This window comes from Cupriavidus sp. WKF15, assembly GCF_029278605.1.
Taxonomy (GTDB): domain Bacteria; phylum Pseudomonadota; class Gammaproteobacteria; order Burkholderiales; family Burkholderiaceae; genus Cupriavidus.
Window position 1 is genome coordinate 1,989,693 of record NZ_CP119572.1, and the last position, 26,519, is coordinate 2,016,211.

Consider the following 26,519-nt stretch of genomic DNA (forward strand, 5'->3'; position numbering starts at 1 on the left):
TCAACCCGCCTTGAACAGGCCTTGCGGCTTCCACAACAGGATCACCGCCATCAGGAGGTAGATCAGCACGCCCGACGCATCCTGCCAGAACACTTTGCCAAAGGTATCGACGAAGCCCAGCAGCAGCGAGGCGACCAGCGCGCCCTTCACCGAGCCGATGCCGCCGATCACCACCACCACGAAGCAGACGATCAGCACCTGCGCGCCCATGCCCGGGTACACCGACGACACCGGCGCGGCAATCATCCCCGCCAGCACCGCCAGCGCCACGCCCAGCGCGAACACCACGCGGTACAGCACCGTCACGTTGATGCCGAGCGACTGCACCATTTCACGGTTGGTGGCGCCCGCGCGGATCATCATGCCCAGGCGCGTGCGCCGGATCACGAAGTACATTGCCGCCGCCACCAGCAGGCACACCGCCGAGATGAACAGGCGGTAGACCGGGTACGTCATGTCGTTGCCGATCGGCAGCGCCCCGTCGAGCAACGCGGGCACGGGCACGCCGTGCACATCGTCGCCGACCAGGATGCTGCGCAATTCCTCGAACACGAGGATCAGGCCGTAGGTCATCAGCACCTGCTGCAGGTGGTCGCGCTCGTAGAGGAAGCTGAAGAACACCCACTCCAGCACGTAGCCGAACGCCACGCCCAGCACGATGCCGAGCGGCACGGCAATCAGCAGGTTGCCCGTAAGGCTGGCCAGCGTGAACGCCAGATAGGCCCCGAGCATGTAGAAGCTGCCATGTGCCAGGTTGATGACGCCCATGATGCCGAAGATCAGCGTCAGGCCGCTTGCCACCAGGAACAGCAGCAGCCCGTACTGCACGCTGTTCAGGCACTGGATCAGGAAAGAGACGATGTCCATGCTGCGTGGGGAAGATGCCCGGCGCGCGGCAGGCCGCGGCACCGGCGCATCATGCCGGTCGAAAGGTCGGAATCAGAGACGGCAGCCGCGCGCCGGATCGGCCAGCGACTTCACCGCCACGGTGCTCACCTTGTTCTCGCGGCCGTCCACCTTGCGCAGGTAGAAGTCCTGCACCGGGTTGTGCGCCTTGGACAGTGTGAAGGCACCGCGCGGGCTGTCCACCCTGGCCGCTTCCATGGCCTTGTAGACATCGGCCTTGCGCGACATGTCGCCCTTTACCGCATTGGCACCGGCGGCGAGCAGCTGCGCGGCGTCGTAGCCCTGCACGGCGTACACGTCCGGCTGCAGCTTGTACGTCTTGGCGTAGTCGAGGCGGAAGCTCTTGTCGCGCGCGTTGCTCAGGCCGTCGGCATAGTGCAGCGTGGTCTCCAGGCCCTGCGCGGCGTTGCCCTGCGCTTCGAGCGTGCCGTCGGTCAGGAAGCCCGAGCCGTAAAGCGGAATCTTGTCCTTGAGCCCGGCCGCGGCCCAGTCCTTGACGAACTTGACGGCGCCGCCGCCCGCGAAGAACACGAACACGGCGTCCGGCTTGAGCGCCGCCACTTCGGTGATCAGCGCCTGGAACTCTACGTTGGGGAACGGCAGGCTCAGTTCCTTCACCACCTTGCCGCCCTTGCCTTCGAAGGCTTCCTTGAAGCCCTTGACCGATTGCTCGCCGGCCGCGTACTTCCAGGTCAGGGTGACCACCTTCTTCATGCCGCGCTCGGCCAGCACATGGCCCATGGCGTAGCCGGGCTGCCAGTTGGAGAACGACGAGCGGAAGATATTGGGGCCGCACAGCGGACCGGTCGCTTCATCGACGCCGGCGTTCGGGATGATCAGCAGCGTGTTGTTTTCCTTGGCCACCTTGACGATGCCCATCTGCACGCCCGAATGCACGGTGCCCACGACCACGTCGACCTGGTCGCGCTTGATCAGCTTGGTGGCGTTCTCGGGCGCCTTGGCGGGATCGGATTCGTCATCGACCTTGAAGTACTCGATGTCGCGGCCGCCGAGCTTGCCGCCCTGCTGCTGCACGTACATGCGGAAGCCGTTCTCGATGGTCGTACCCAGTGACGCATACGTACCCGTGTAAGGCAGCATGAACCCTACCTTGATCTTCCCGCCCTGCGCGCTTTGCGCATGGACGGCCCCGGTGGCGGCAAGCATTGCAGCGACGGCAAGGCAGGCAGGCGCGAGCCTGCGCGATGTGAAGCGGTGCATGATGTCTCCTGGTGGTCAAGCCGGCGGTTCGTGGAACCGTGATCGATCCCTTCCCCCAGGTTCGGATGCATAGCCGGACGCATGCCGGGATGCGAACGCGGGGGCGGGCAACGAATTATTTTAGGTATGAAGTATGTGCGTTTATAAACCGTACCGCCTCCTGCGTCAACGGCGCCGGCTGGTCGCGATGTGGCGAATGACCGCACCGCGCGAGTTTAAGCAAGGCGGTTTGTGGGGCATATCGATGGATACCCTCGATCTGGGCCATGGTGCCGTACACATCGTCCTCGCCCTGCACCGCCTGCACCGGGCAGCGCAATTGCGGCAGCAGCGCATGCAAGTCCCACTGGCGAAACGCGGGATCGAGCCAGATGTCGTTCCAGCCCCAGAAAGCCGAATCCACGTCGTCGTGGTAGCGCGCCAGGCGGCTGCGCAGGTCGGTCTCAAGATAGGCCTGGCGCGTGGCTTCTATGCTGCGCACGGACACGTCTTCGACGAGGATATGCGGCGCCAGCACGGTGACGCCATCGACGGCATCGGGAAAGCTGGTGGCGTGGATCAACGCAATCGAGCCGCCGTCGCTATGGCCGAACAGCCAAGGCCTGCCATGACTGCGCCCGGGACCGATGTCCAGCGCATCGAACAGCGCCGGCAAGGCTTCGCGCGCCTGCCGGTGCATGAAGTCGACGCCCCACTTTTCGTCGTGTGGCCGCGGCGTGGAGCGCCCATAGCCATAGCGCGAGAACACCAGTCCGCGAAAATCGCCGGCCTCGCAGAAGCTCAGCGGAAAGTCGCGCCACATGCCGACCGAGCCGAGCCCTTCATGCAGGAACACCACCAGCGGGCGCTGCGTGCGTTCGCGGCGCAGCCACTGATGCTCGATCCGGATGCGTCGGCCGTCGAACGGAATATCCACCCACTCGCTCTGCATGCTCGCCTTGTCGTCAGGCATTGGCGGAAACGGTTGCGGCGCCCGCGCCGGCCTGCCGCGCGGCTTCCTCGCGCTGGCGCAGGCGGAAGCGCTGGATCTTGCCAGTGGCCGTCTTGGGCAATTCCTCTACGCACTCGATCTGACGCGGGTACTTGTACGGCGCCAGCCTCGACTTGACGAAAGCCTGCAGTTCGGCCGCCATGCCAGTATGCCAATGCTGCCCCGGCCGCATCACGACGAAGGCCTTCGGCTTGACCAGGTCGTCGGCATCGACCACCCCGATCACCGCCGCCTCCAGCACTGCCGGGTGCTGGGCAAGCGCGGCCTCGACCTCGAATGGCGAGACATAGATGCCGCCGACCTTGAGCATGTCGTCGCTGCGCCCGGCGTAGATGTAGTAGCCGTCGGCGTCCTGCAGGTACTTGTCGCCGCTGCGCGTCCACGCGCCAACGAAGGTGTCGCGGCTCTTGTCGCGGTTGCACCAGTACATCAGTGCCGCGGACGGCCCCTTGATGTACAGGTCGCCGATCTCGCCGGGCCTGGATTGCTCGCCAAGCTCGTCCAGCAGCTTGAGTTCATAGCCGGGCACCGGCTTGCCGGTGGTACCGTAGTGGACGTCCCCTGGGCGGTTCGACAGGAAGATATGGAGCATTTCGGTGGAGCCGATGCCGTCGAGGATGTCGCAGCCAAAATGCGCCAGGTACCGTTCGCCGATATCCCGCGGCAGCGCCTCGCCGGCCGAGGTACAGACGCGCATGGCCACGTCGCTGCGTGGCGGCAGGTCCGGCGCGGCCAGCATGCCGGCAAACAGCGTGGGCACGCCGCAGAACACAGTGGGCCGATGCTCGCGCAGCCGCTGGAATACGGCGCCCGGCGTCGGCCGTTCCGCCATCAATACCGTGGTGGCGCCGACCGACAGCGGGAAGGTCAGCGCATTGCCAAGTCCGTAGGCAAAGAAGAGCTTGGCCGCCGAGAACACGACATCGTCTTCGCGCAGGCCCAGCACGCGGCGCGCGTACAGGTCGGCCGTGTGGAACAGGTTGCCGTGCGTATGCACGGTGCCCTTGGGCCGGCCGGTCGAGCCTGACGAATAGAGCCAGAACGCCATGTCGTCCGGCCCCGTGCCCGCATCCGGCGCGGTCGAACGCGTACGCGCCACGACCGCCTCCACGCTGCAGCTGGGCGCCGCGTCCTGATACGGGCCCGCCTGGATCAGCATCGGAGACCGGCCGCTCTTCGCGATCGCGGTCTTCATGGTGGGCAGCAATGCCTCCGACACCACCACCGCGCGCGCGCCGCAGTGGTCGAGCATGTAGGCGTAGTCATCCGCCGTCAGCAGCGTGTTCACCGCGACCGGCACCACGCCGGCGAGCAGGCAACCGAGAAAGACCGTTGGAAAATCGATCGTGTCGAGCGCGCACAGCAGCAACCGCTCTTCGCGCCGGAAGCCGGCGTCATGCAGCGCGGCGGCAAATCGGCGGCAGCGCGCGTCGAGTTCGGAGAAGGTCAGCGTGCCGGCATCGTCGACATAGGCAATCTTGTCGCCCCGGCCGGCGGCCAGGTTGCGGCCGAGCAGGTCGGCGGCAGCGTTGTACCGGGCAGGCAACGCAGTGATGTCGGATTCGGCAGTTCCGGGCGAAAGCGATACACCCGCCGGCGAACCGGCAGCGGTATTGGGGGGCGTCATGTCTCCACTCCTTGGTGTCGCCCGCCGCCGGCGCAAGGCACAGGAGGCGCGGCGGCGTCAGGCCGGTCGCTCTTGGATTGCCGCTGCGCTGAGGCGATCGCATCGGCTTGTTGATGCATTTTATTTCATATCAACTATCATGCAAGTTAGTAGATGCACTATATGACACCACAAGCCCTTCCACCCCAAAGGACTCCCTTATAATTCGCCTCTTTTTCCGGCCGGATACCGCACAAGGGCCAGCCAAGACCGCCTTGATATACCAGCACGCCATGCGCCGAGAACCCGAACCGCTGCCCTCGCCCGATGCCCGCACCAGCGGCGCCAGTGGCGAACGCGATCCCTATCTCACGCAACTGGGCGAGCGCATCCGCTCGCTGCGCGCCGCGCGCGGCATGTCGCGCAAGGACCTGGCGCGCGGCGCGGATGTCTCGGAACGGTATCTGGCCAACCTGGAAACCGGCACGGGCAATGCGTCGGTGCTGCTGCTGCGGCAGGTCGCACGGGCGCTCGATGTGCCACTGCCGGTCGTGCTGGCCGAAGTCGACGGGCTCAATAGCCAGCAGGCCACCGAATTTGCGCAGCTCGTGCAATGGCTGGCACAGCTGCCCACGAGCGACCTGGCGCGCGTGCGCGAAGCCTGCCGACACGCACTGGCGCCCGCGGAATCCCGGGATGCGCGCCACCGCCGGATTGCCCTGATCGGTTTGCGCGGCGCGGGAAAATCCACGCTCGGCCGCGCCCTGGCGGCGGCGGAAGACATGCCGTTCGTCGAACTCAATAATGTGATCGAGCAGGAAGCCGGCGCCAGCCTCTCGGAGATCCATTCGCTATATGGCCAGGCCGCGTACCGCCGCTACGAGATGCGCGCGCTCGAACGCGCACTGCGCGAGCACGACAGCATGGTGCTTGCCACCCCGGGCAGCCTCGTTTCCGAGCCAGCCACCTTCAACCTGCTGCTGTCGCGCTGCTATACCGTGTGGGTCAAGACCTCGCCGGAAGAGCACATGGCCCGCGTGGTGGCACAGGGCGACATGCGTCCCATGCAGGGCAACCGCGAGGCCATGACGGACCTGCGCCGCATCCTGCAGGCCCGCACGCCGCTCTACGCCCGCGCTGACATCGCGCTGGACACCAGCGGACAGGACGCCCACACCTCGCTGCAGGCCCTGCGCGCCCAGCTTCCCAACGTCATCGCCTGAGTCGGCCGCTCTTGCCCGCGGCGGCGCAGAAAGGTATTGCGTCGCTCGGCACCATGCACTATATTTCATTAAAAGCCGCAAGGCACTATAGTGCATCAAGGAGACAGCCATGTCCGCGCCGGCCACCGCCCTCAGCCAAGCTTCCGACCAACCCGTCACGTTTGAACGCCACCCCGATCAATACCGCCACTGGAAACTCACGTTTGAAGGCCCGGTCGCCACGCTGGCGATGGACGTCGATGAGGAAGGCGGACTGCGGCCGGGCTACACGCTGAAGCTGAATTCCTACGACCTGGGCGTCGACATCGAACTGCACGACGCCCTGCAACGCATCCGCTTCGAGCACCCGGAAGTCCGCACGGTGGTGATGACCAGCGCACGCGACCGCATCTTTTGCTCGGGCGCCAATATCTTCATGCTGGGCCAGTCGTCGCATGCGTGGAAGGTGAATTTCTGCAAGTTCACCAACGAGACACGCAACGGCATCGAAGACGCCAGCCGCCACTCGGGGCTGAAGTTTATTGCCGCGTGCAACGGCACCACGGCGGGCGGCGGCTATGAGCTGGCGCTGGCCTGCGACGAGATCGTGCTGGTCGACGACCGCTCCTCCGCCGTCAGCCTGCCGGAAGTGCCGCTTCTGGGGGTGCTGCCGGGCACCGGCGGCCTGACGCGGGTGACCGACAAGCGCCACGTGCGCCGCGACCATGCCGACATCTTCTGCACCACCACCGAAGGCGTGCGCGGCCAGCGCGCCAAGGACTGGAAGCTCGTGGATGACGTGGTCAAACCCGCACGCTTTGCCGAATATGTCGCCGAGCGCGCCGCCGCGCTGGCGGCCACCAGCGATCGCCCGCAAGGCCATCATGGCGTCGAACTCACGCCGCTGTCGCGCACTGCCGAGGAAGACGGCTATCGCTACGACACCGTGCGGGTCCACTTCGACCGCGCCGCGCGCAAGGCCACCATCACGGTATTCGGGCCGGATCGTCACCAGCCGACGGACCTGGCGGGCATCGTGTCCGCGGGCATGCAGTGGTGGCCGCTCAAGATGGCGCGCGAGCTCGACGACGCCATCCTGACACTGCGGACCAACCATCTCGATATCGGCATGTGGGTCATGAAGACCGATGGCGATCCCGCCGCCGTACTGGCCGCCGATGCACTGATGGAGGCGCACGCCAGCCACTGGTTCGTGCGCGAAACCATCGGCATGCTGCGCCGTACGCTGGCGCGGCTGGATGTGTCTTCGCGCAGCCTGTTCGCGCTGATCGAGCAGGATTCCTGCTTCGCCGGCACGCTGCTCGAACTGGCGCTGGCGGCTGATCGCAGCTACATGCTGCACTTGCCCGATGCACCGGATGACGCGCCGCGTGTGTTCCTCAGCGAAGCCAACTTTGGCCGCTACCCGATGCCGAACGGCCTTTCCCGCCTGGCCGCGCGCTTCTATCAGGACGAAGCCGCCATCACCGCCGCGCGCGAGCACATCGGCGCGCCGCTCGACGCGCTCAGCGCGGATTCGCTGGGACTGATCACTGCCGCCCCCGACGACATGGACTGGGAGGACGAGATCCGCATCGCGGTCGAAGAGCGCGCCAGCCTGTCGCCCGATGCGCTCACGGGCCTCGAAGCCAATCTGCGCTTCGGCCCTGGCGAGACCATGGAAACCCGCATCTTCGGGCGCCTGACGGCATGGCAGAACTGGATCTTCAACCGCCCCAACGCGGTGGGCGAAAACGGCGCGCTCAAGGTGTTCGGTACCGGCAACAAAGCCCGCTTCGACTGGAACCGCGTGTGAGACTGGTTCAGGACGATTCTGGCGTCGTTGCGCGGCCTTGCCGTACTACTTGTACTGTCTGCGGCCCCGCGCCTAGCCAGAACCGCTTCGCTTCGCCCTGAACCAGTCTCACGAGAATCCCGACACGCACCCCAAATACAGGAGACACCCCGTGAGCATCGACTACAGCCAGAAGATCCCCAACAACGTCAACCTGGCGGACGACCGCGCGCTGCAGCGTGCACTGGAGCACTGGCAGCCGGCGTTCCTGGACTGGTGGCGCGACATGGGGCCGGAGGGCTCGCACGACTTTGACGTGTACCTGCGCACGGCGGTGTCGGTCGACCCGTCGGGCTGGGCGCATTTCGACTACGTGAAGATGCCCGACTACCGCTGGGGCATCTTCCTGCAGCCGGCCGACCCGGCGCGCCAGATCCATTTCGGCGAGCACAAGGGCGAAGCCGCGTGGCAGGACGTGCCCGGCGAGCACCGCGCCAACCTGCGCCGCATCATCGTCACGCAGGGCGATACCGAACCCGCCTCGGTCGAGCAGCAACGGCACCTGGGACTGACCTGCCCGTCGCTGTACGACCTGCGCAACCTGTTTCAGGTCAACGTCGAGGAAGGCCGCCACCTGTGGGCCATGGTGTACCTGCTGCACCGCTACTTCGGGCGCGACGGGCGCGAGGAAGCCGAGGCCCTGCTGGACCGCCGCTCCGGCGACCAGGACAACCCGCGCATCCTCGGCGCGTTCAACGAGCGCACGCCCGACTGGCTGTCGTTCTTCATGTTCACCTACTTCACCGACCGCGACGGCAAGTTCCAGTTGTGCGCGCTGGCCGAATCGGGCTTCGATCCGCTCGCGCGCACCACGCGCTTCATGCTGACCGAGGAAGCGCACCATATGTTCGTGGGCGAATCGGGTGTGTCGCGCGTGATCCAGCGTACCTGCGAGGTCATGCGCGAGCGCGACATCCGCGACCCGGCCGAGGTGCGCGCCGCCGGCGTGATCGACCTGGAGACCATCCAGCGCTACCTGAACTTCCACTACAGCGTCACCATCGACCTGTTCGGCGCGGACCAGTCGTCCAATGCGGCCACGTTCTACAGCGCCGGGCTCAAGGGCCGCTTCGAGGAAGGCAAGCGCACCGACGACCACGTGCTCAAGAGCGACGTCTACCGCGTGCTCGAAGTGCGCGACGGCCAGCTCGGCGAGCGCGAGGTGCCGATGCTCAACGCACTCAACGAAGTGCTGCGCGACGACTACATCCGCGATTCGATCGGCGGCGTGGCGCGCTGGAACAAGGTGATCGAGAAGCACGGCATCCCGTTCAAGCTGACGGTCCCGCACAAGGCCTTCAACCGCAAGATCGGCACGCTGTCCAATGTGCATGTATCGCCGACCGGAGAGGTGCTGTCCGAAGCGCAGTGGCAGGCCACCGCACCGAAGTGGCTGGCGACGGAAGCAGACCGCGCCTATGTCGCCTCACTGATGGGCCGCGTGGCCGAACCGGGCAAATACGCCAACTGGATCGCCCCGCCGGCCGTCGGCATCAACCGCCAGCCGATGGATTTCGAGTACGTGCGGTTCAACTGAGCGGCCGCCCCCCGATCTCAAGACATCGCAAGACATCACAAGACAGACAGGACTGTCAGCCCCGGGGCCGCATACGGCCCCGCCCCACATGGAGACATACCATGGGCGCCCCCGAAATCATCAAGCAGCACCTGATCGATCCGGAAATCTGCATCCGCTGCAATACCTGCGAGGACACGTGCCCGATCGATGCCATCACCCATGACGAGCGCAACTATGTGGTGAAGGCCGACGTCTGCAATGCCTGCAACGCCTGCCTGTCGCCGTGCCCTACCGGCGCCATCGACAACTGGCGCACCATGCTCAGGGGCCAGGCCTACCCGATCGAGGAACAGCTGCTGTGGGACGAGTTGCCGGCCGAGGTACCGCTGCCAGCGGCCGACCTCGACGCCGCGGGCACCGATGAAGCCGTGCGCGCCGACACCGCGGCCGCGGCCGATGAAGGCGGCGTGACGGTACAGGCCGTGGAAACAAGCCTCCACACCTCGTCGCGTGCGCCTTGGTCGGCGGCCCACCCTTACGTGAACCTGCACGGCGTGCGCGCGCCGGTGACAGCTACGGTGGCTGGCAACTACCGGCTGACCGCGGAGGACGCCTCCAGCGACATCCACCACATCGTGCTGGACTTCGGCACGCACTTCTTCCCCGTGCTGGAAGGACAGGCCATCGGCATCTTGCCGCCCGGCACCGACGCCGCCGGCAAGCCGCACTACATCCGCATGTATTCGATTGCCAGCCCGCGCGACGGCGAACGCCCGGGCTACAACAACCTGGCGCTGACGGTGAAGCGCGTCGAGGAAGACCACGACGGCAATCCGGTGCGCGGCGTGGCCTCCAACTTCCTGTGCGACCTGGCCAAGGGCGACACCGTGCAGGTGGTGGGGCCGTTCGGCACCACGTTCCTGATGCCCAACCACCGCGAGGCCAGCATCATGATGGTGTGCACCGGCACCGGTTCGGCGCCGATGCGGGCCATGACCGAGCGCATGCGGCGCAACATGGAGCACTTCGGCGGACGCCGCATGCTGTTCTTCGGGGCCCGCAACGCGCGCGAGCTGCCCTATTTCGGCCCGCTGCTGAAGCTGCCCAGGGACTTTCTGGACATCCACTTCGCCTTCTCGCGCGATGCCGGGGTGCCACGCCGCTATGTACAGGACGCGATCCGCGAGGCGTCCGCCGGCGTGGCGGCCCTGCTGGCCGACCCGCACGGCCATGTCTACATCTGTGGCCTGAAGGGGATGGAAGAAGGCGTGCTGTCGGCCTTTGGCGACGCCTGTGCCGCGGCCGGCCAGTCCTGGCAGGAGCTGGAGGCCACCATGAGGAGCGAAGGCCGTCTGCATATCGAGACTTACTGAGCAAGACGTGGCGGGCAGCCGCCTCTGCATCCGCCGGCTGCCTCGTACCGCGCCGCGGGCCGGATTCCCGCACCTGGCACTTCCCTTCTGAAATGACTCGCCTATAATGTTTCTGAAGAAACAGGAGCAGAGGCGATGCAATCGAGGCGAATTCCGGAAACAGAACCCGCCAGCGGGCCGGACCCTGGCGCCACGCTGACCAAGGCCGTCATGCGCGCGGCCGGCTTCCTGGGCATCAGCCAGGCGATCGTGGCCAGCGTGCTGGGCATCAGCACGGCATCGGTTTCACGCATGGCATCCGGCCTGTACATCCTCGACAAGCACCGCAAGGAGTGGGAATTCGGCGTGCTGTTCGTACGGCTGTTCCGCTCGCTCGATGCCATCCTCGGGCACGGCGACCAGGCCCGGCTATGGCTGACCAACGAGAACCTGGCGCTGGGCGGCAAACCCCTCGAAATGATCCGCACCACCGAAGGTCTCGTTCGTGTCGTTCACTACCTGGACGCCACCCGCGGTCGCATCTGAGCGCCGGCCGTTCGCGCTCAGCCTCTGGCGTGCGGTGGAAGCCCAGCACGTGGTTTCGACCATGCCCCTGGTCGACAGCCTCGACGAGCAGGCCGTGCTGGAAGCCGTGCTCGACGCCGGCAAGCCCGCCGTGCCCGCGGAAGCGCGCCATCTGCACTATCTCCTGTTCACGCCGTTCCGTTATCCGCCGTCGCCATGGGGCTCGCGCTTTCGCGCCAGCCAGGACCCGGGCGTGTTCTATGGCGCAGAGGAAATCCGTACCGCCTGCGCCGAACTGGGCTACTGGCGCTGGCGCTTCCTGAACGATAGCCCCGCCCTGCCCCGCATCGACGCCCGTGCCCAGACCCTGTTCGAGGTCAGCGTGCGCACCGACGGCGTGGCGCTGGACGCGCCGCCCTTCGATCGGGACAGCGCGCAATGGACCGATCCCGACAGCCACGAGACCTGCCAGGCCTTTGGCCGCGTCGCGCGCGAAGCCGGCATCGGCCTGATCCGCTACACCTCGGTGCGCGACCCGCAGCATGGACCTTGCGGCGCCGTACTGTCTCCGCGCGCATTTGCCCACCCGCAGCCGCTGGCAACCACCACCTGGATGCTGACCGTGCGCCGCGACCGCGTGATCTGGCAGCGTGACGACCTGCAGCAGCGCGACAGTTTCGAGTTCGCGGCATCGCTGTGGCAACGCACAAGCGAAAGTCCGCCGGACGTCTGAACTTAGCCAGCCGCGTTGCCGTCCAACCTTTATGGCAGGCGGCATTGCATGCTGATTCATATTTTCTTCAGGCAGGTATTGCAATGCGGCATCCAGTGCCCTATAATTTTTTCTTCGACGGACGCGGGGTGGAGCAGTTGGCAGCTCGTCGGGCTCATAACCCGAAGGTCGCAGGTTCAAGTCCTGCCCCCGCAACCAACGCATCAGCGCGTCGAACAACGCAAAGCCCGCAATCGCGGGCTTTTTGCTTTCCGGGTCCGGTGCACCGCCTTGCGCCCCTGCGGCCTCAGGCATGCGCGCCGCGCGGTGATACACTTTGCCCCATTCCTCCCGGACGCCCCTCATGAAATTCTGCTCGAATTGTGGCCATGCGGTTGTGCTGCGCGTACCAGACGGCGACAACCGCCCGCGCAGTGTTTGTGACAACTGCGGCACCATCCACTACGTCAATCCCCGCAACGTGGTCGGCACGATCCCGGTCTGGGAAGACAAGATCCTGCTGTGCAAGCGCGCGATCGAGCCGCGCTACGGTTTCTGGACGCTGCCGGCCGGGTTCATGGAGATCGGCGAGACCACGGCGCAGGCCGCCTCGCGCGAAACGCTGGAGGAAGCCGGTGCCCGCGTTCAGGTCGGAGAGCTGTTCTCGATCCTGAACGTTCCGCATGTGCACCAGGTGCATCTTTTCTACCTGGCCACGCTGGACGACCTCGACGTCGCCCCCGGCGAGGAAAGCCTGGAAGTAAAGCTGGTGGAAGAAGCCGACGTGCCGTGGGACGAGCTCGCTTTCCCCACGGTGATCCACACGCTGCGCTGCTTCTTTGCCGACCGCGCCGCGGGCCGGTTGCAGGACGGCAGCTTCCGGCTGCACAGCCTGGATATCGACAAGCCCATGCGCCCGCTGACCAGCCGGGCGACGGTCACCCCCTGATCGCTTCTGCCCCGGCAGCCCCAGCATGATTGCCTGGCTGGATCCGCAAGATCCGTTTCCGCCGGTGGAGCGCGCGCTGGGGCCTGCCACCGAGGCGCCGGGCCTGCTGGCCGCCAGTCGCGACCTGTCGCCCCAGCGGCTGCTGCTGGCTTACCGCCAGGGCATCTTCCCGTGGTACTCGGTGGGCCAGCCGGTGCTGTGGTGGAGCACCGATCCGCGCATGGTGCTGGCACCGCAGGCCCTGAAGATTTCCACCACCTTCCGCAAGACGCTGCGCCGCGTGCTGCGCGACCCCGACTGGGAAATTCGCGTCGACGACGACTTCCTGGCCGTGATGCGGGCCTGCGCGCTGACACCGCGCGAAGGCCAGGACGGCACCTGGATCACCGGGGAGATCATTGCCGCCTACAGCGCGCTGCACGGCAGCGGCATGGCGCACTCGGTCGAGGCCTGGTACCGCGGCGAGCGCGTGGGCGGGCTCTATGGCGTGGCGCTGGGCCATATGTTCTACGGCGAATCGATGTTCGCGCACCGTACGGATGCCTCCAAGATCGCGCTGGCGGCGCTGTGCGCGTTCCTCGGCAACCACGGCGTGCCGATGATAGACTGCCAGCAGGAAACCGATCACCTGGCCTCGCTTGGCGCGCGCCCGATCTCGCGCGCGGAGTTCCTGGCGCATGTGCGGACCGCTTCGGCACAACCGGCGATCACGCCGTGGCGGTTCGACAAATCGGTGCTGGAACGGTGGACCGCCACGCCCGCCGCCCCGGCCGTCTGACAAGCTGGCTGCATCATCCGCCCCAGGTCCTGAGCCATGAGCAAGCTGAAGGAGCTTCCGCTTTCCGCCTTGCAGTTCTATGCAACGGCACCCTATGCCTGCAGCTATCTCGATGGCCGCATGGCCCGCTCGCAAGTGGCGACGCCGGCCCACCTGATCAATGCGGACGTGTACTCGCGGCTGGTGCGCGCCGGGTTCCGCCGCAGCGGCATCTTCACTTACCGGCCCTATTGCGATGAATGCCACGCTTGCACGCCTTGCCGCGTGCTGGTGGACCAGTTCGAGCCGGACCGCTCGCAACGCCGCGCCTGGCGCCGCCACGGGCACCTGCAGGCGCTGGTGGCACCGCTGACGTATGTCGAAGAACACTACGCGCTGTACCTGCTGTACCAGTCGATGCGCCACGCCGGCGGCGGCATGGACCAGGACAGCCGCGACCAGTACGAGCAGTTCCTGCTGCAAAGCCGCGTGAACTCGCGCCTGGTGGAGTTCCGCGAGCCGCCGGGCTCGCCCGAGGCCGGCAAGCTGCGCATGGTCAGCATGATCGACGTGCTCGACGACGGCCTGTCATCGGTCTATACCTTCTACGATCCGCTGGAGCGCAACGCCAGCTACGGCACCTACAACATCCTTTGGCAGATCCGCCAGACGCGTGAACTCGCCCTGCCTCACCTGTACCTGGGCTACTGGATCGCGGAAAGCCGGAAGATGGCCTACAAGGCACGTTTCCGCCCGCTGCAGATACTGAGCGGCAACCAATGGCGGGCGTTCGAGGACGAAGTACACGACACGATGCCCGCCGCGCAGGCGGACGGCGCCGGCCCCGCGCAGAAATAGCGGGCAACGGCCGCCGGCATGCGCGGGCCGGCCAGGCGGCACAGCGCGCGGGCAAGCGCCCCTGCCGCCCCTGCCGCCCCTGCCGCCCCTGCCGTTACAATGCCGGCTTGGTTTTCACTCTGCACCGGCTCCGGTCGCCTCTCCCCGTGCTCAACGCGCTCTACCCCCTGCTCCGCCCCGCCCTGTTCTCGATGGACGCGGAGGACGCCCACCACTTCACCCTGAACAATCTCCTGCGCGCGCAGCGCATGGGCCTGGCCGGCTGCATCGGCAACCGGATCGCCGACGATCCGCGCACGGTGATGGGCGTGCGCTTCCCCAACCCGGTAGGCCTTGCCGCCGGCCTGGACAAGGACGGCGCCTATATCGACGGGCTGGCGGCGTTCGGCTTCGGCTTCATCGAAGTGGGCACCGTCACGCCGCGCGCGCAGGCCGGCAACCCGCGCCCGCGCATGTTCCGCCTGCCGCAGGCCGATGCGCTGATCAACCGCATGGGCTTCAACAACGGCGGCGTCGATGCCTTCATCGCCAACGTCAGGGCCTCGCGCTGGAAGGCTGAAGGCGGCGTGCTGGGCCTGAACATCGGCAAGAACGCCGACACGCCGATCGAACGCGCCGCCGATGATTACCTGTACTGCCTGGAGCGCGTCTATCCGCACGCGAGCTACGTGACGGTCAACATCTCGTCGCCGAACACCAAGAACCTGCGCCAGCTCCAGGGCGCCAGCGAACTCGACAGCCTGCTGTCGACGCTCAAGAGCGCGCAGCAACGACTGGCCGACCAGCACAAGCGCTACGTGCCGGTGGCGCTGAAGATTGCGCCGGATCTCGACGCCGACCAGATTGGCAATATCGGCGACGCGCTGGTGCGCCACAAGATCGACGGCGTGATCGCCACCAACACCACGATCTCGCGCGATGCCGTGAAGGGCCTGCCGCACGCAGAAGAAGCCGGCGGCCTGTCCGGGCGGCCCGTATTCGAGCAGTCGACGCACGTAGTGCGCGCGCTGCGCCAGGTGGTCGGCGAAGAAGTGCCGATCATCGGCGTGGGCGGCATCTTCAGCGGCGCCGACGCGCGCGCCAAGATCGATGCCGGCGCCAAGCTCGTGCAGGTCTATAGCGGCCTGATCTACCGCGGCCCGACGCTGGTGCGCGACTGTGCCGCCGCGCTGCGCGCCTGAAATCCATGCAGGACGGCAAGGAGGGAAACATGGAAACCATCCGCCTCGGACGCAGCGACCTGCAGGTCTCGCGCATCTGCCTGGGCACCATGACCTTCGGCGAGCAGAACACGGAAGCCGAGGGTCACAGCCAGCTCGACTATGCGCTCTCGCGCGGGATCAATTTCATCGATACCGCCGAGATGTACCCGGTCAGGCCGCGCGCCGAAACCTACAGCCGCACCGAGCAGATCATCGGCAACTGGCTCAAACGCCAGCCGCGCGACCGCGTGGTCCTGGCGACCAAGGTCGCCGGGCCTGGCCGGATGCCGTGGATCCGCAATGGGGACGACTTCACGCCCGCGGGCATCCGCGCGGCGGTGGACGCGTCGCTGCAGCGGCTGCAGACCGACTACATCGACCTGTACCAGATCCACTGGCCCGCGCGCAACGCGCCGATCTTCGGGCAGACCCGCTTCGATCCGTCCCTGGAGCGGCCCTGCACCCCGATCCAGGCGCAGCTCGAAACCTTTGCCGAACTGGTTCAGGCGGGCAAGATCCGCCATGTCGGCGTCTCCAATGAAACGCCATGGGGCGTGGCCGAGTTCGTCAGGCTGGCGGAGCAGCACGGCTTGCCGCGCATCGCCACCATCCAGAACCCGTACAACCTGGTCAACCGCAGCTTCGAGCAGGGCCTGGACGAGGCCTGCTTCCGCAGCGACGTCAGCCTGCTGGTCTACAGCCCACTCGCGTTCGGCCAGCTCACCGGCAAGTACCTGAGCGGCGACCCCGCGAAGCCCGTGTTCAACCACGCCGCGGTCGGCCGGCTGACGCGTTTCGGCGCCGACTGGAGTCCGCGCTATATGCGCGCGGAGACGATGGCGGCGTCCGCCCGCTACGTCGAGCTTGCGCGCAAGGCCGGACTGTCGCCGGCGGCGCTGGCGCTGGCCTGGTGCTATTCGCGCTGGTTTGCCGCGAGCACCATCATCGGCGCCACGTCGCTGGAGCAATTGCGGGAAAACATCGATGCGCGGCAAACGCAATTGCATGAAGACGTGATTGCCGCAATCGGGGAAATCCACAAGGAAATCTGCAATCCCGCGCAATAATCTGCGCCCAGATGGCAAAAAATGGGGCTCCGGCAGCATCGGATGCCCCGCATCCCCTCCGAGACTTCGCATTTCGTGCGCGAGAAGTGGTATCCTCGCAGGCTTATCGCTGTCTTGCCCGCCGCGCAAGCGCGCGCTTCCACCAGCCGCCGGAAGTGCCACGCGCAAGCCACGGGCAGGCGCTGTCCACGCCATCGTGGCGGCCCGGCAGCGAGACCATGCTTGTGCGCGGCCGTACCATCCAGAACCGAGTCACTCGGAGGAGAACAGATCGAAATGAAGGGTCTCAAGGCAACCAAGTCCATTCTCGGCGGCGCAGTCGCGCTGGCATTGCTGTGCGGCGGCGCCGTGCACGCCCAGACCGTCAAGGTCCTGTCGATCGTGGACCACCCCGCGCTGGACGCCATCCGCGATGGCGTGCGCGAGGAGCTGAAGGCCGCCGGCTATGACGCCGACAAGAGCCTGAAGTGGGAATACCAGAGCGCCCAGGGCAACACCGGCACCGCCGCCCAGATCGCCCGCAAGTTCGTCGGCGACAACCCCAACGCCATCGTTGCCATCGCCACGCCGTCGGCCCAGGCCGTGGTCGCCGCCACCAAGACCGTGCCCGTGGTGTACTCGGGCGTGACCGATCCGGTCGCCGCGCAACTGGTCAAGAGCTGGGCGCCGTCGGGCACCAACGTGACCGGCGTGTCGGACAAGCTGCCGCTGGACAAGCAGGTTGCCCTGATCAAGCGCGTGGTGCCGAATGCCAAGACCGTCGGCATGGTCTACAACCCGGGCGAAGCCAATTCGGTCGTGGTGGTCAAGGAACTGAAGGAACTGCTGGGAAAGCAGGGCCTGACCCTGAAGGAAGCCGCCGCCCCGCGCACGGTTGACATCGGCGCCGCCGCCAAGAGCCTGGCCGGCAAGGTCGACGTGATCTACACCAACACCGACAACAACGTGGTTTCGGCCTACGAAGCGCTGGTCAAGGTTGCCAACGAGTCGAAGATTCCGCTGGTCGCCGCCGACACCGACAGCGTCAAGCGTGGCGCCATCGCCGCGCTGGGCATCAACTACCTGGACCTGGGCCACCAGACCGGCAAGGTCGTGGTGCGCATCCTGAAGGGCGAGAAGCCGGGCGTGATCGCCTCGGAAACCAGCAGCAACCTTGAACTGTTCGTGAACACCGGCGCCGCGCAGAAGCAAGGCGTGACGCTGTCGCCGGACCTGGTCAAGGAAGCCAAGACCGTCATCAAGTAAGCAGAACGTCTGACCTGTGCCGTCCGCGCCTGGCGGACGGCCGCGCGTCCGCTAGTCCACCACAGTACAAGATCCAGACCGCCCTACCCGGGCCCGCCCCCTGAACGAGACGGCGAGCCGACCGACCTTATCCGGGCGGGCCGCGCCAGCCGTCAACAGGATTCACCATGTCCCTTTTTTCCCTTCTGGGTGCCCTGGAGATCGGCCTGATCTTCAGCCTGGTTGCCCTCGGGGTGCTGATTTCCTTCCGCATCCTCAATTTTCCCGACCTGACCGTTGACGGCAGCTTCCCGCTGGGCGGCGCCGTGGCCGCGACGCTGATCTCGGCCGGGCAGGACCCGTTTGTCGCCACTGCCATCGCCATCGTGGCCGGCGCCGTGGCCGGCTTCATCACCGGCTGGCTGAACGTGCGGCTCAAGATCATGGACCTGCTCGCCAGTATCCTGATGATGATCGCACTGTACTCGGTCAACCTGCGCATCATGGGCCGCCCCAATGTGCCGCTGATCACCGAACCGACGCTCTTCACCATCCTGCAGCCCGAATGGCTGCCGGACTACGTGCTGCGCCCGCTGGTGCTGTTCATCGTGGTGGTGGTCGCCAAGGTCGGCCTGGACTGGTTCTTCTCGTCGCAGCTCGGCCTGGCCATGCGTGCCACCGGCGCCAATCCGCGCATGGCGCGCGCGCAGGGCATCGCCACCGGCCGCGCCACGCTGGCCGGCATGGCGCTGTCCAACGGACTGGTCGCACTGGCCGGCGCGCTGTTCGCGCAGACCCAGGGCGGCTCCGATATCTCGATGGGCATCGGCACCATCGTGATCGGCCTGGCCGCGGTGATCATCGGCGAAACCATCCTGCCGGCACGCCGCCTGGTATGGGCCACGCTTGCCGTGGTGCTGGGCGCCATCCTGTATCGCTTCTTCATTGCGCTGGCGCTGAACAGCGACTTCATCGGCCTCAAGGCGCAGGACCTGAACCTGGTCACCGCCGCGCTGGTGACGATCGCCCTGGTGCTGCCCGCCACCCGCAAGAAGCTGTTTGCCCGCAAGAACGGAGGTGCCTGAGATGCTGCGCGCACAAGACCTGAAGCTCACCTTCAACCCGGGCACGCCGATCGAGACCCGCGCGCTGCGCGGCCTGAGCCTGGAAATCCCGAGCGGCCAGTTCGTGGCCGTGATCGGCTCCAACGGCGCCGGCAAGTCGACCTTCCTGAATGCGATCAGCGGCGACCAGATGGTCGATTCCGGCCGCATCACCATCGACGACACCGACGTGACGCGCCAGCCCGCATGGGATCGCGCGCCCCTCGTGGCACGCGTATTCCAGGACCCGATGGCCGGCACCTGCGAGGCGCTGACGATCGAAGAGAACATGGCGCTGGCGATGGCCCGCGGCGCCAAGCGCGGCTTCCGCCCGGCGCTGAACCGCACCTCGCGCGAGCTGTTCCGCGAGAAGCTGCGCCTGCTGAACCTGGGCCTGGAAAACCGCCTGACCGACCGCATCGGCCTGCTCTCGGGCGGCCAGCGCCAGGCGGTGAGCCTGCTGATGGCCTCGCTGCAGCCGTCGCGCATCCTGCTGCTCGACGAGCACACCGCCGCACTGGATCCGAAGACCGCCGCGTTCGTGCTGGAACTGACCGCGCGCATCGTCGAGGAAAGCAAGCTGACGACGATGATGGTCACGCACAGCATGCGCCAGGCACTGGACTACGGCCAGCGCACGGTGATGCTGCACCAGGGCCAGGTCGTGCTGGACGTGTCCGGTGACAAGCGCAAGGGGCTCGATGTACCCGACCTGCTGCGCATGTTCGAGCAGACGCGGCACGAGCAGCTGGACGACGACGCGCTGCTGCTGGGCTGATCCGCCTGCGGCAGGCATGAAAAAAGGGAGCCTTGGCTCTAGCCGTTAACAAAAAGTGTTGAAAGCTCGAATGGGGCCAGTCTTAGTGACCGGCCCCGTTTGTTTTGGGGGACGTCGTGCCCCGAGCATACGAGAGGTAGACGATGTCCTTCTAGTCGAGCGCCACTTTGGCGGGCTATGGTGCATTGCCAGGGCTTCGCGCCCCGGGTCGCTCCGCCAGGTGTAGTTGAGGCAGGCTTGGTCAAGTCGGATTCCGCCGTGAACGTCTGATGTCATCCCCGGCGCCGGTCGTCCTGCACTCAATGCCACATGGATCCCTGGCGTTTGGCACACTCTTCTGAGTGTTGGCTGGCAGCGAACTCTATCCTGCATGCGCGTTGGCCGCGGCCGAACAGGCTATAGGGGTAGCGATGCTAGCAAAGTGAGGAACACGGTATTTTCATGGGAAAGAAAGGCATGTTCCTTCACTGGCACAGCTATTGCGGTAATGGGTGCATGAACCCAAAAGTTCATAAATCGCCGACGAGGCACCCTTACCTTAGCTATTGATGGAGTACTGCCATGACCACCACCCTGCCCCCTTCTACCCTGGCAATCAAAGATCTGCCGCTCGATGAAGAAATGGACCATGAAGCAATGGCCGCCGTTCGAGGCGGCATGACTTATGGTCAGGCCTTCAAAAATCTGCAAGACCTCGCCACTGGTAGCTGCGAGCTTTCGTCCACTGGCAAGTCGATTGTTTGCTATTGAAACCGCCATGACGACCTTCCTCCGGCGAACTGATTTGCGAGGGAGGCGCCAAAGCAAGCTGCCGACGAATTCGTCGGCAGCCTTGGAAGAGCGAACCTAGGCCGGACAAGGGCTCTAGGGCGACTTTTCTACGTTTTCAATGCTTTTTGTTAACGGCTAGGCCTTGGCTCCCTTTTTTCTTTTCGTCAGACCGTAGCGGCCTTGTCCAGCCAGCGCCTGAGCTGGTCCGTCACGGCCGTGCTCGAAAACGAGCAACTGTCCTGCGCGAATACCGCCGACATCTCCAGTCGGCGCAGCAGTTCTTCCATCGCCTGGCCAAAGACCGGCGGCAGCGTCAGCGCGGGCGCTGCTTCGCGCCACGCTTTCACGAGTCCGGCCGCCGGCAGCGTGCCACCGGTGTGCTGGTCCAGTGCCGAGCGCATGCGCGCCAGCGTCTCCGTATTGGCGGCGCTCATGTGCGTGCCCTCCTTTCCTTGTAAAGCTCGCGGAACGTGCGTCCCGACGGTGCGGGCATGTCCCGCGTCTGGGTCCAGCCCTTGCCCGCCATGGGCAGGCTGGCGATCAGCCGGTTGCTGCCGCCCATGCGCGCCAGCAGGCGCGCGCCGAGCCGGCTGGCCAGCGCATAGAGTGCCGGGCGCCGGGCCACGAAGCCCCACGCTTGCAGCGCGAAGCGCTCCTGCCAGGGGCGCAGGCCGCGCTCCAGCTGCTTTTCGCGCAGCTTGCGCAGCAGGTCCGAGAGGGGGATCGATGCCGGGCAGACGCGATTGCATTCGCCGCACAACGTCGCCGCCTGCGGCAGGTCCACCGCGTTGGCCAGGCCGACATAGCTAGGCGTCAGCACACTCCCCATCGGCCCCGGATAGACCCAGCCATACGCATGGCCGCCGATCTTCTGGTAGACCGGGCAATGGTTCATGCAGGCGCCGCAGCGGATGCAGCGCAGCATCTCCTGGAACTCGCCGCCGATCAGGCCGCTGCGGCCGCCGTCGACGAGCACGAAGTACATATGCTCGGGACCATCGCGCTCGCCTTCGGCACGCGGGCCGGTCAGCAGCGAAAAATAGTTCGAGATGGCCTGCCCAGTTGCCGAACGTGGCAGCAGCCGCATCACGGTCGCCAGGTCTTCCAGCGTCGGCAGCACCTTCTCGATGCCGGTGACTGCCACATGTACGCGCGGCATGACCGTGCACATGCCTTCATTGCCTTCGTTGGTGACCACCGCCACCGAACCGGTCTCGGCAATGATGAAGTTACCGCCGGTCACGCCCATGTCGGCGGACAGGAATTCGGGGCGCAGCACTTCGCGGGCTTCGCGCGTCATTTCCGGAATATCGGTCAGGCGCGGCTTGTGGTGGACCTTCGCGAACAGGTCGGCGATCTCGTCCTTGTCCTTGTGCACCACCGGCGCAATGATGTGCGACGGCGGCTCGGAGTCATTGATCTGCAGGATGTATTCGCCGAGATCGGTCTCGATGCTCTGCACGCCCATCTCGCCGAGCACCTGGTTCAGCCGCATCTCCTCGGTCACCATCGACTTGCTCTTGATGACCTTCTTCACGCCGTGCTTCTGCGCGATCTCCGCGACCAGGCGCGCCGCATCGGCCGTGGTTTCGGCAAACAGCACCGTGGCGCCGCGGCGCGTGGCGTTTTCCTCGAAGGTGGCAAGCCAGACATCCAGGTTTTCCAGCGCGCGGTTGCGGCGCTCCTTGAGCGCGGCGCGCGTGGCGTCGAAATCGATGTCGCGGATGGCATCCGCGCGCGCCGTGACGAACTTGGTGGAGAGCTTCTTGAGGTTCTGCTGCAGGCGCTGGTCGGCCAGCTTCTGGCCGGCGCGCGCCTTGAATTCCATGCTGTGGACTTCCATCGTCGCGTCTCCGTTGCTCAGGCGTCGCCAGCCAGGACCTGCGCGATATGCAGCACGCGGGTCTGCGTATCGCCGCTGCGGCGCAGGCGGCCTTCGATATTGAGCATGCAGCCCAGGTCGCCCAGCACCACCGCATCGGCGCCGCTAGCCTTGATGTTGGCGCACTTCTCGTCGACGATGGCCGTCGAGATATTGCCGTACTTGACCGAAAAGGTGCCGCCGAAGCCGCAGCAGGCCTCGCAGTCCTTCATTTCGGTGAGCTGCACGCCGGGCAGCTTGCCCAGCAGTTCACGCGGCTGCGCCTTGACGCCCAGCTCGCGCAGGCCCGCGCACGAATCGTGATAGGTGACGTGGCCGGCGAATGTCGAATCGAGGTGTTCGATCTTTGCGACGTTGACGAGAAAATCCGTCAGCTCGAACACACGTTCGCGCAGGCGTTCGTAGCGGCCGTTAAGTTCAGGATCATCGCGCAGCAGGTCGGCGTAATGCTGACGGATCATGCCACCGCAGCTACCGGACGGCACCACCACATAGTCGAACATCTCGAACTCGCGCAGGAATTTCTCCGCCAGGTCGCGCGACACCGCGCGCTCGCCCGAGTTGTAGCTCGGCTGGCCGCAGCAGGTCTGGGCTTCGGGCACCATCACCTCGTAGCCGGCGCCTTCCAGCAGCTTCAGCACGGAGAAACCGATCTCCGGGCGCATGAGGTCCACCAGGCAGGTGGCGAACAGGCCGACTCGCATTTGCTTTCTTTCTCCAGACCCCGAAACCCCGCAATTATGCGCGTTTTGCGCTGCCGGGTGGCGCACAAACCATTCAGGCATGCTGTGAATGCGGTCCAGGCCGCGTCACATCTCTTCGGACCTCCGACCAGAGGATTCTTACCGGAATGTCATTTCACCTATTGAAATTTTCACGATGCGAGATAGAATCAGGCAAACGCTTAATTTGCCGCAGGGCAACATTTTCCTATGTCAGACGCAGACAAGTCGCCTGGAAAGACATCGATCCAGGTCATTGAACGCATGATGACGCTGCTGGACGCACTCGCCCAGCACGCCGATCCGGTCAGCCTGAAAGAGCTGTCGATATCTACCGGACTGCACCCTTCCACGGCCCACCGCATCCTCAACGACATGGTCGCGTGCCGCTTTGTCGACCGCTCCGACCCTGGCAGCTACCGGCTTGGCATGCGCCTGCTGGAACTTGGGAACCTGGTCAAGGCACGCCTGTCGGTTCGCGACGCGGCACTGGCGCCGATGCGAGCGTTGCACCGCGTGACCGGGCAGACGGTCAACCTGTCGGTGCGCCAGGGCGACGAGATCGTGTATATCGAGCGCGCCTACAGCGAGCGTTCCGGCATGCAGGTCGTGCGTGCCATCGGCGGCCGTGCGCCGCTGCACCTGACTTCGGTCGGCAAGCTGTTCCTGGCCGCAGACGAGTCCACGCGCGTGCGCAACTATGCCACGCGCACCGGCCTGGCCGGGCATACGCGCACCTCGATCACCGACCTGCCCAAGCTCGAGCGCGAACTCAGCTGGGTACGCACCAACGGTTACGCGCGCGACAACGAAGAGCTGGAACTGGGTGTGCGCTGCATCGCCGCCGGCATCTACGATGATTCGCGCCGCCTGGTGGCGGGCCTGTCGCTGTCGGCGCCCGCCGACCGCCTGCAGGACAGCTGGTTGCAGAACCTGAAGGACACTGCGCTGCAGATTTCGCGCGGAATGGGCTACGTGGTCGAGTCCGAAGCCGCCTGATCCGGCTGTTACTGGCGGCGGGGCAATCCAGGCTCCGCCGCCGGGCTGGCCAATCACGGGCAACGACTTCAAGGGTTTACGCTTAGTTTTCAGATAACCTGCAAACTCTATAATCGGGCCGCCATGCGAACCCGAGCGATCACCCTGACCGAACAGGTCACCCGACAGTTGCGTGCCGACATCGAGAACGGTATCTATTCCGTGGGCAATCGCCTGCCCACTGGGAGGCAACTGGCCGATCAGTATGGCGTCAGCGCCGCCGTGATCCGTGAAGTGACGGAGCATTTGCGCTCGCAGGGGTTCGTGGAGACACGCCAGGGCGTGGGCTGCACCGTGATTTCACGCACCGGCTCCGCCGGCTTCCAGCTGCCGCGCGAGCCCGACCTGGGCCGGACCGAGCTGGCCGACCTGTATGACCTGCGTATCGACCTGGAAAGCGCAGCCGCGGCGCTGGCCGCCACGCGGCGTAGCGCCGCCGACGTCGAAACCCTTTCCGCCCTACTGCAACGTCTGAAGGCGCATCTCTATGATGCCCAGCCGGCGGTCGACCTCGATGCTGCGTTCCATATCGGCATTGCCAGTGCCACGCATAACCCGTATTACCGGCAATTGCTGCAGTACATGAACCTGCAGCTCCACGAGGCTGTCGCCACCGCGCGCGCCAACACGCTGCTGCAAGCGCGCCTGCCCGAAGCCGTGCACAAGGAACACGAAGCCATCTTCGAAGCGATTCGCGAAGGCGATGCCAACGCAGCGCGCCAGGCGACCATCGTCCACCTGCAATATGCGGCGCAGCGCCTGGGCCTGGCCCTGCGCCCCCGCGCAGTCCATCCCCGCCCTGAAAGCTGAAAGCGATCCATCCATGCAAGCCGCCAACCTGCCCCAGCGCCTCACCGAAGCCCTTGGTCCCGACACCGTGCTCACGCAGCCCGACGACATTGCACCGTGGTTGTCCGATTGGCGGGGCATCTACCGCGGCCAGGCCCAGGCGGTGGTCCGCCCGCGCACGGTCGACGAGGTCTCGCGCTGCCTGGCGTTATGCCAGCAGGCCGCGGCACCGGTCGTGCCGCGCGGTGGCAACACTGGCCTGTGCGGCGCGGCCACGCCTGACAACGGGGCGCAGAACGTTGTCCTGAGCCTGGACCGCATGCATGCGATCCGCTCGCTCGACACGATCGCCAACACCATGGTGGCGGAAGCCGGCTGCATCCTCGGCAACCTGCGGCGCGCCGCCGCCGACGCCAACCGCCTGCTGCCGCTGAGCCTGGCGGCAGAGGACTCGTGCCAGATCGGTGGCAACCTGGCCACGAATGCCGGCGGCGTCAATGTCGTGCGTTATGGCATGACGCGCGAACTGGTGCTCGGCGTCGAGGCCGTCATGCCCAACGGCGAGGTCTTCCATGGGCTGCGCACGCTGCGCAAGGACAACACTGGCTACGACCTCAAGCAGTTGCTGATCGGTTCGGAAGGCACGCTTGGCGTCATCACGGCCGCCGCACTGCGATTGTTCCCACGCACCGACACGCGCAGCGTCGTGCTGGCCGCAGTGGCATCACCGCAGCAGGCGCTGGAGCTGTACGCACTGCTGTTCGAGCAGTGCGGCGCGCGGCTGCAGGCTTTCGAATTCTTCACCGGCGCATGCGTGGACCTGGTCCTCGCGCATGCTGAAGGCGTACAGGAGCCTTTTGTCCAGCGCTATCCAGCCTATGTGCTGGTGGAACTGGCCGACACCGCGGAGGAAGACGCGCTCAACGCGCTGCTGGAACGCGTCATCGGCGAGGCGCTCGAGCGCGGCCTGTGCCTCGACGCCGCGGTGTCCGCCTCGCTGGCACAACTGCAGGCGCTGTGGAAACTGCGCGAAGAAATCTCCGAAGCGCAGCGTGCGGACGGGCCGCACCTGAAGCACGACGTATCGCTGCCGATCGAACAGATCCCGGCGTTCATGGTGTCGATGGAAGCGCGCCTGCGCACGCTGGATCCGGCCATCCGGCCGTTCGTCTTCGGGCATTTCGGCGATGGCAACCTGCACTACAACCTGTCGCGCCCGGCAGGCGCACCTAAGGACTGGGCGGCGGCGCACGAAGACACCGTGACCGGTACCGTGCTCGATGAAGTCATGCGCTACGGCGGCAGCATCAGCGCCGAACATGGCATCGGCCAGCTCAAGCGACATGCGTTCCTGCAGTACAAGGATCCCCTGGAACTGCGGCTGATGCGCGAGATCAAGCGCGCCTTTGACCCGGCCGGCATCATGAATCCGGGCAAGCTGCTCTGACGCGGCAAAGCCCATAAGAAGGTAAAGCCCCATAAAAAAACGC

Annotated in this window: 25 protein-coding genes and 1 tRNA gene; 19 read left to right on the forward strand and 7 right to left on the reverse strand. The window is 65.9% G+C overall.

The genetic code is table 11. The annotated features are described in order from the left end of the window. The 4 genes from CupriaWKF_RS09215 to CupriaWKF_RS09230 form a co-directional block, all read right to left on the reverse strand. Nucleotides 1-867 carry a branched-chain amino acid ABC transporter permease gene (locus tag CupriaWKF_RS09215; RefSeq protein ID WP_276097608.1) on the reverse strand — a complete coding sequence of 289 codons (867 nt, stop codon included), beginning with the start codon at nt 865-867 and terminating at the stop codon, nt 1-3. Nucleotides 868-939: 72 nt separating this feature from the next. After that, a complete protein-coding gene (locus CupriaWKF_RS09220) occupies nt 940-2,127 on the reverse strand; it encodes an ABC transporter substrate-binding protein (protein WP_276097609.1) in 1,188 nt (395 codons plus the stop codon). 115 nt (nt 2,128-2,242) lie between these two features. After that, entirely contained in the window at nt 2,243-3,058 is an 816-nt protein-coding gene (locus CupriaWKF_RS09225; RefSeq protein ID WP_276100738.1) for an alpha/beta hydrolase, read from the reverse strand. A gap of 13 nt (nt 3,059-3,071) precedes the next feature. Beyond that, nucleotides 3,072-4,745: a benzoate-CoA ligase family protein gene (locus tag CupriaWKF_RS09230; RefSeq protein ID WP_276097610.1), complete on the reverse strand. Its 1,674-nt coding sequence runs from the start codon at nt 4,743-4,745 to the stop codon at nt 3,072-3,074. Between the two features lie 272 nt (nt 4,746-5,017). On the opposite strand from CupriaWKF_RS09230, the gene CupriaWKF_RS09235 reads away from it, so the two are divergent. The 16 genes from CupriaWKF_RS09235 (at nt 5,018) to CupriaWKF_RS09310 (ending at nt 20,577) form a co-directional block, all read left to right on the forward strand. Beyond that, nucleotides 5,018-5,947: a helix-turn-helix transcriptional regulator gene (locus tag CupriaWKF_RS09235; RefSeq protein ID WP_276097611.1), complete on the forward strand. Its 930-nt coding sequence runs from the start codon at nt 5,018-5,020 to the stop codon at nt 5,945-5,947. A gap of 109 nt (nt 5,948-6,056) precedes the next feature. Continuing rightward, nucleotides 6,057-7,742: a 2,3-epoxybenzoyl-CoA dihydrolase gene (gene boxC, locus CupriaWKF_RS09240; protein ID WP_276097612.1), complete on the forward strand. Its 1,686-nt coding sequence runs from the start codon at nt 6,057-6,059 to the stop codon at nt 7,740-7,742. A gap of 151 nt (nt 7,743-7,893) precedes the next feature. Beyond that, nucleotides 7,894-9,318 carry a benzoyl-CoA 2,3-epoxidase subunit BoxB gene (gene boxB, locus CupriaWKF_RS09245; RefSeq protein ID WP_276097613.1) on the forward strand — a complete coding sequence of 475 codons (1,425 nt, stop codon included), beginning with the start codon at nt 7,894-7,896 and terminating at the stop codon, nt 9,316-9,318. A gap of 101 nt (nt 9,319-9,419) precedes the next feature. Next, nucleotides 9,420-10,673, forward strand: coding sequence for a benzoyl-CoA 2,3-epoxidase subunit BoxA (gene boxA, locus CupriaWKF_RS09250; protein ID WP_276097614.1), 1,254 nt, complete (start codon nt 9,420-9,422; stop codon nt 10,671-10,673). Nucleotides 10,674-10,808: 135 nt separating this feature from the next. Beyond that, entirely contained in the window at nt 10,809-11,198 is a 390-nt protein-coding gene (locus CupriaWKF_RS09255; protein ID WP_276097615.1) for an MbcA/ParS/Xre antitoxin family protein, read from the forward strand. Continuing rightward, nucleotides 11,158-11,910 carry an RES family NAD+ phosphorylase gene (locus CupriaWKF_RS09260; RefSeq protein ID WP_276097616.1) on the forward strand — a complete coding sequence of 251 codons (753 nt, stop codon included), beginning with the start codon at nt 11,158-11,160 and terminating at the stop codon, nt 11,908-11,910. Before CupriaWKF_RS09255 ends, CupriaWKF_RS09260 begins: the two co-directional genes overlap by 41 nt. 122 nt (nt 11,911-12,032) lie before the next feature. Continuing rightward, nucleotides 12,033-12,108, forward strand: a tRNA-Met gene (locus CupriaWKF_RS09265). Between the two features lie 145 nt (nt 12,109-12,253). Beyond that, on the forward strand, nt 12,254-12,838 hold the full coding sequence (locus tag CupriaWKF_RS09270) for an NUDIX hydrolase (protein ID WP_153956161.1): 585 nt from the start codon (nt 12,254-12,256) through the stop codon (nt 12,836-12,838). A 25-nt stretch (nt 12,839-12,863) separates the two neighbouring features. Then, nucleotides 12,864-13,616: a leucyl/phenylalanyl-tRNA--protein transferase gene (gene aat, locus CupriaWKF_RS09275; protein ID WP_276097617.1), complete on the forward strand. Its 753-nt coding sequence runs from the start codon at nt 12,864-12,866 to the stop codon at nt 13,614-13,616. Between the two features lie 36 nt (nt 13,617-13,652). After that, entirely contained in the window at nt 13,653-14,453 is an 801-nt protein-coding gene (locus tag CupriaWKF_RS09280) for an arginyltransferase (protein WP_276097618.1), read from the forward strand. A gap of 146 nt (nt 14,454-14,599) precedes the next feature. Further along, complete coding sequence (locus CupriaWKF_RS09285; RefSeq protein ID WP_276097619.1) at nt 14,600-15,634, forward strand: quinone-dependent dihydroorotate dehydrogenase; 1,035 nt, start codon at nt 14,600-14,602, stop codon at nt 15,632-15,634. Nucleotides 15,635-15,663: 29 nt separating this feature from the next. After that, nucleotides 15,664-16,722, forward strand: coding sequence for an aldo/keto reductase (locus tag CupriaWKF_RS09290; protein ID WP_276097620.1), 1,059 nt, complete (start codon nt 15,664-15,666; stop codon nt 16,720-16,722). A gap of 276 nt (nt 16,723-16,998) precedes the next feature. After that, nucleotides 16,999-17,967, forward strand: coding sequence for an ABC transporter substrate-binding protein (locus CupriaWKF_RS09295; protein WP_276097621.1), 969 nt, complete (start codon nt 16,999-17,001; stop codon nt 17,965-17,967). A 167-nt stretch (nt 17,968-18,134) separates the two neighbouring features. Further along, nucleotides 18,135-19,031: an ABC transporter permease gene (locus CupriaWKF_RS09300; RefSeq protein WP_276097622.1), complete on the forward strand. Its 897-nt coding sequence runs from the start codon at nt 18,135-18,137 to the stop codon at nt 19,029-19,031. 1 nt (nt 19,032) lies between these two features. Next, complete coding sequence (locus tag CupriaWKF_RS09305) at nt 19,033-19,827, forward strand: ABC transporter ATP-binding protein (protein WP_276097623.1); 795 nt, start codon at nt 19,033-19,035, stop codon at nt 19,825-19,827. 561 nt (nt 19,828-20,388) lie between these two features. After that, nucleotides 20,389-20,577: a hypothetical protein gene (locus CupriaWKF_RS09310; RefSeq protein ID WP_276097624.1), complete on the forward strand. Its 189-nt coding sequence runs from the start codon at nt 20,389-20,391 to the stop codon at nt 20,575-20,577. Nucleotides 20,578-20,762: 185 nt separating this feature from the next. Here the strand turns inward: CupriaWKF_RS09310 and CupriaWKF_RS09315 are convergent, their stop codons facing one another. From CupriaWKF_RS09315 to CupriaWKF_RS09325, 3 genes are read right to left on the reverse strand one after another with little or no spacing between them, the layout of a single operon-like run. After that, complete coding sequence (locus CupriaWKF_RS09315; protein ID WP_276097625.1) at nt 20,763-21,032, reverse strand: hypothetical protein; 270 nt, start codon at nt 21,030-21,032, stop codon at nt 20,763-20,765. After that, nucleotides 21,029-22,441 (reverse strand): LutB/LldF family L-lactate oxidation iron-sulfur protein, encoded by a 1,413-nt coding sequence (locus CupriaWKF_RS09320; protein WP_276097626.1) that lies wholly within the window; start codon nt 22,439-22,441, stop codon nt 21,029-21,031. The genes CupriaWKF_RS09315 and CupriaWKF_RS09320 overlap by 4 nt, the downstream gene beginning before the upstream one ends. Nucleotides 22,442-22,458: 17 nt before the next feature. After that, on the reverse strand, nt 22,459-23,184 hold the full coding sequence (locus CupriaWKF_RS09325) for a (Fe-S)-binding protein (RefSeq protein ID WP_276097627.1): 726 nt from the start codon (nt 23,182-23,184) through the stop codon (nt 22,459-22,461). A gap of 228 nt (nt 23,185-23,412) precedes the next feature. Here CupriaWKF_RS09325 and CupriaWKF_RS09330 point away from each other — a divergent pair, with 228 nt between their 5' ends. The 3 genes from CupriaWKF_RS09330 to CupriaWKF_RS09340 all read left to right on the forward strand — a co-directional run bounded on the left by CupriaWKF_RS09330 (nt 23,413) and on the right by CupriaWKF_RS09340 (nt 26,476). After that, nucleotides 23,413-24,201 (forward strand): IclR family transcriptional regulator, encoded by a 789-nt coding sequence (locus CupriaWKF_RS09330; RefSeq protein ID WP_276097628.1) that lies wholly within the window; start codon nt 23,413-23,415, stop codon nt 24,199-24,201. Between the two features lie 123 nt (nt 24,202-24,324). Further along, the gene (locus CupriaWKF_RS09335) at nt 24,325-25,050 is read left to right on the forward strand and encodes an FCD domain-containing protein (RefSeq protein ID WP_276097629.1); all 726 of its coding nucleotides are present in this window, start codon (nt 24,325-24,327) and stop codon (nt 25,048-25,050) included. A 13-nt stretch (nt 25,051-25,063) separates the two neighbouring features. Next, nucleotides 25,064-26,476, forward strand: a complete 1,413-nt coding sequence (locus CupriaWKF_RS09340; protein WP_276097630.1) for an FAD-binding oxidoreductase — start codon at nt 25,064-25,066, stop codon at nt 26,474-26,476. Nucleotides 26,477-26,519 lie beyond the last annotated feature (43 nt).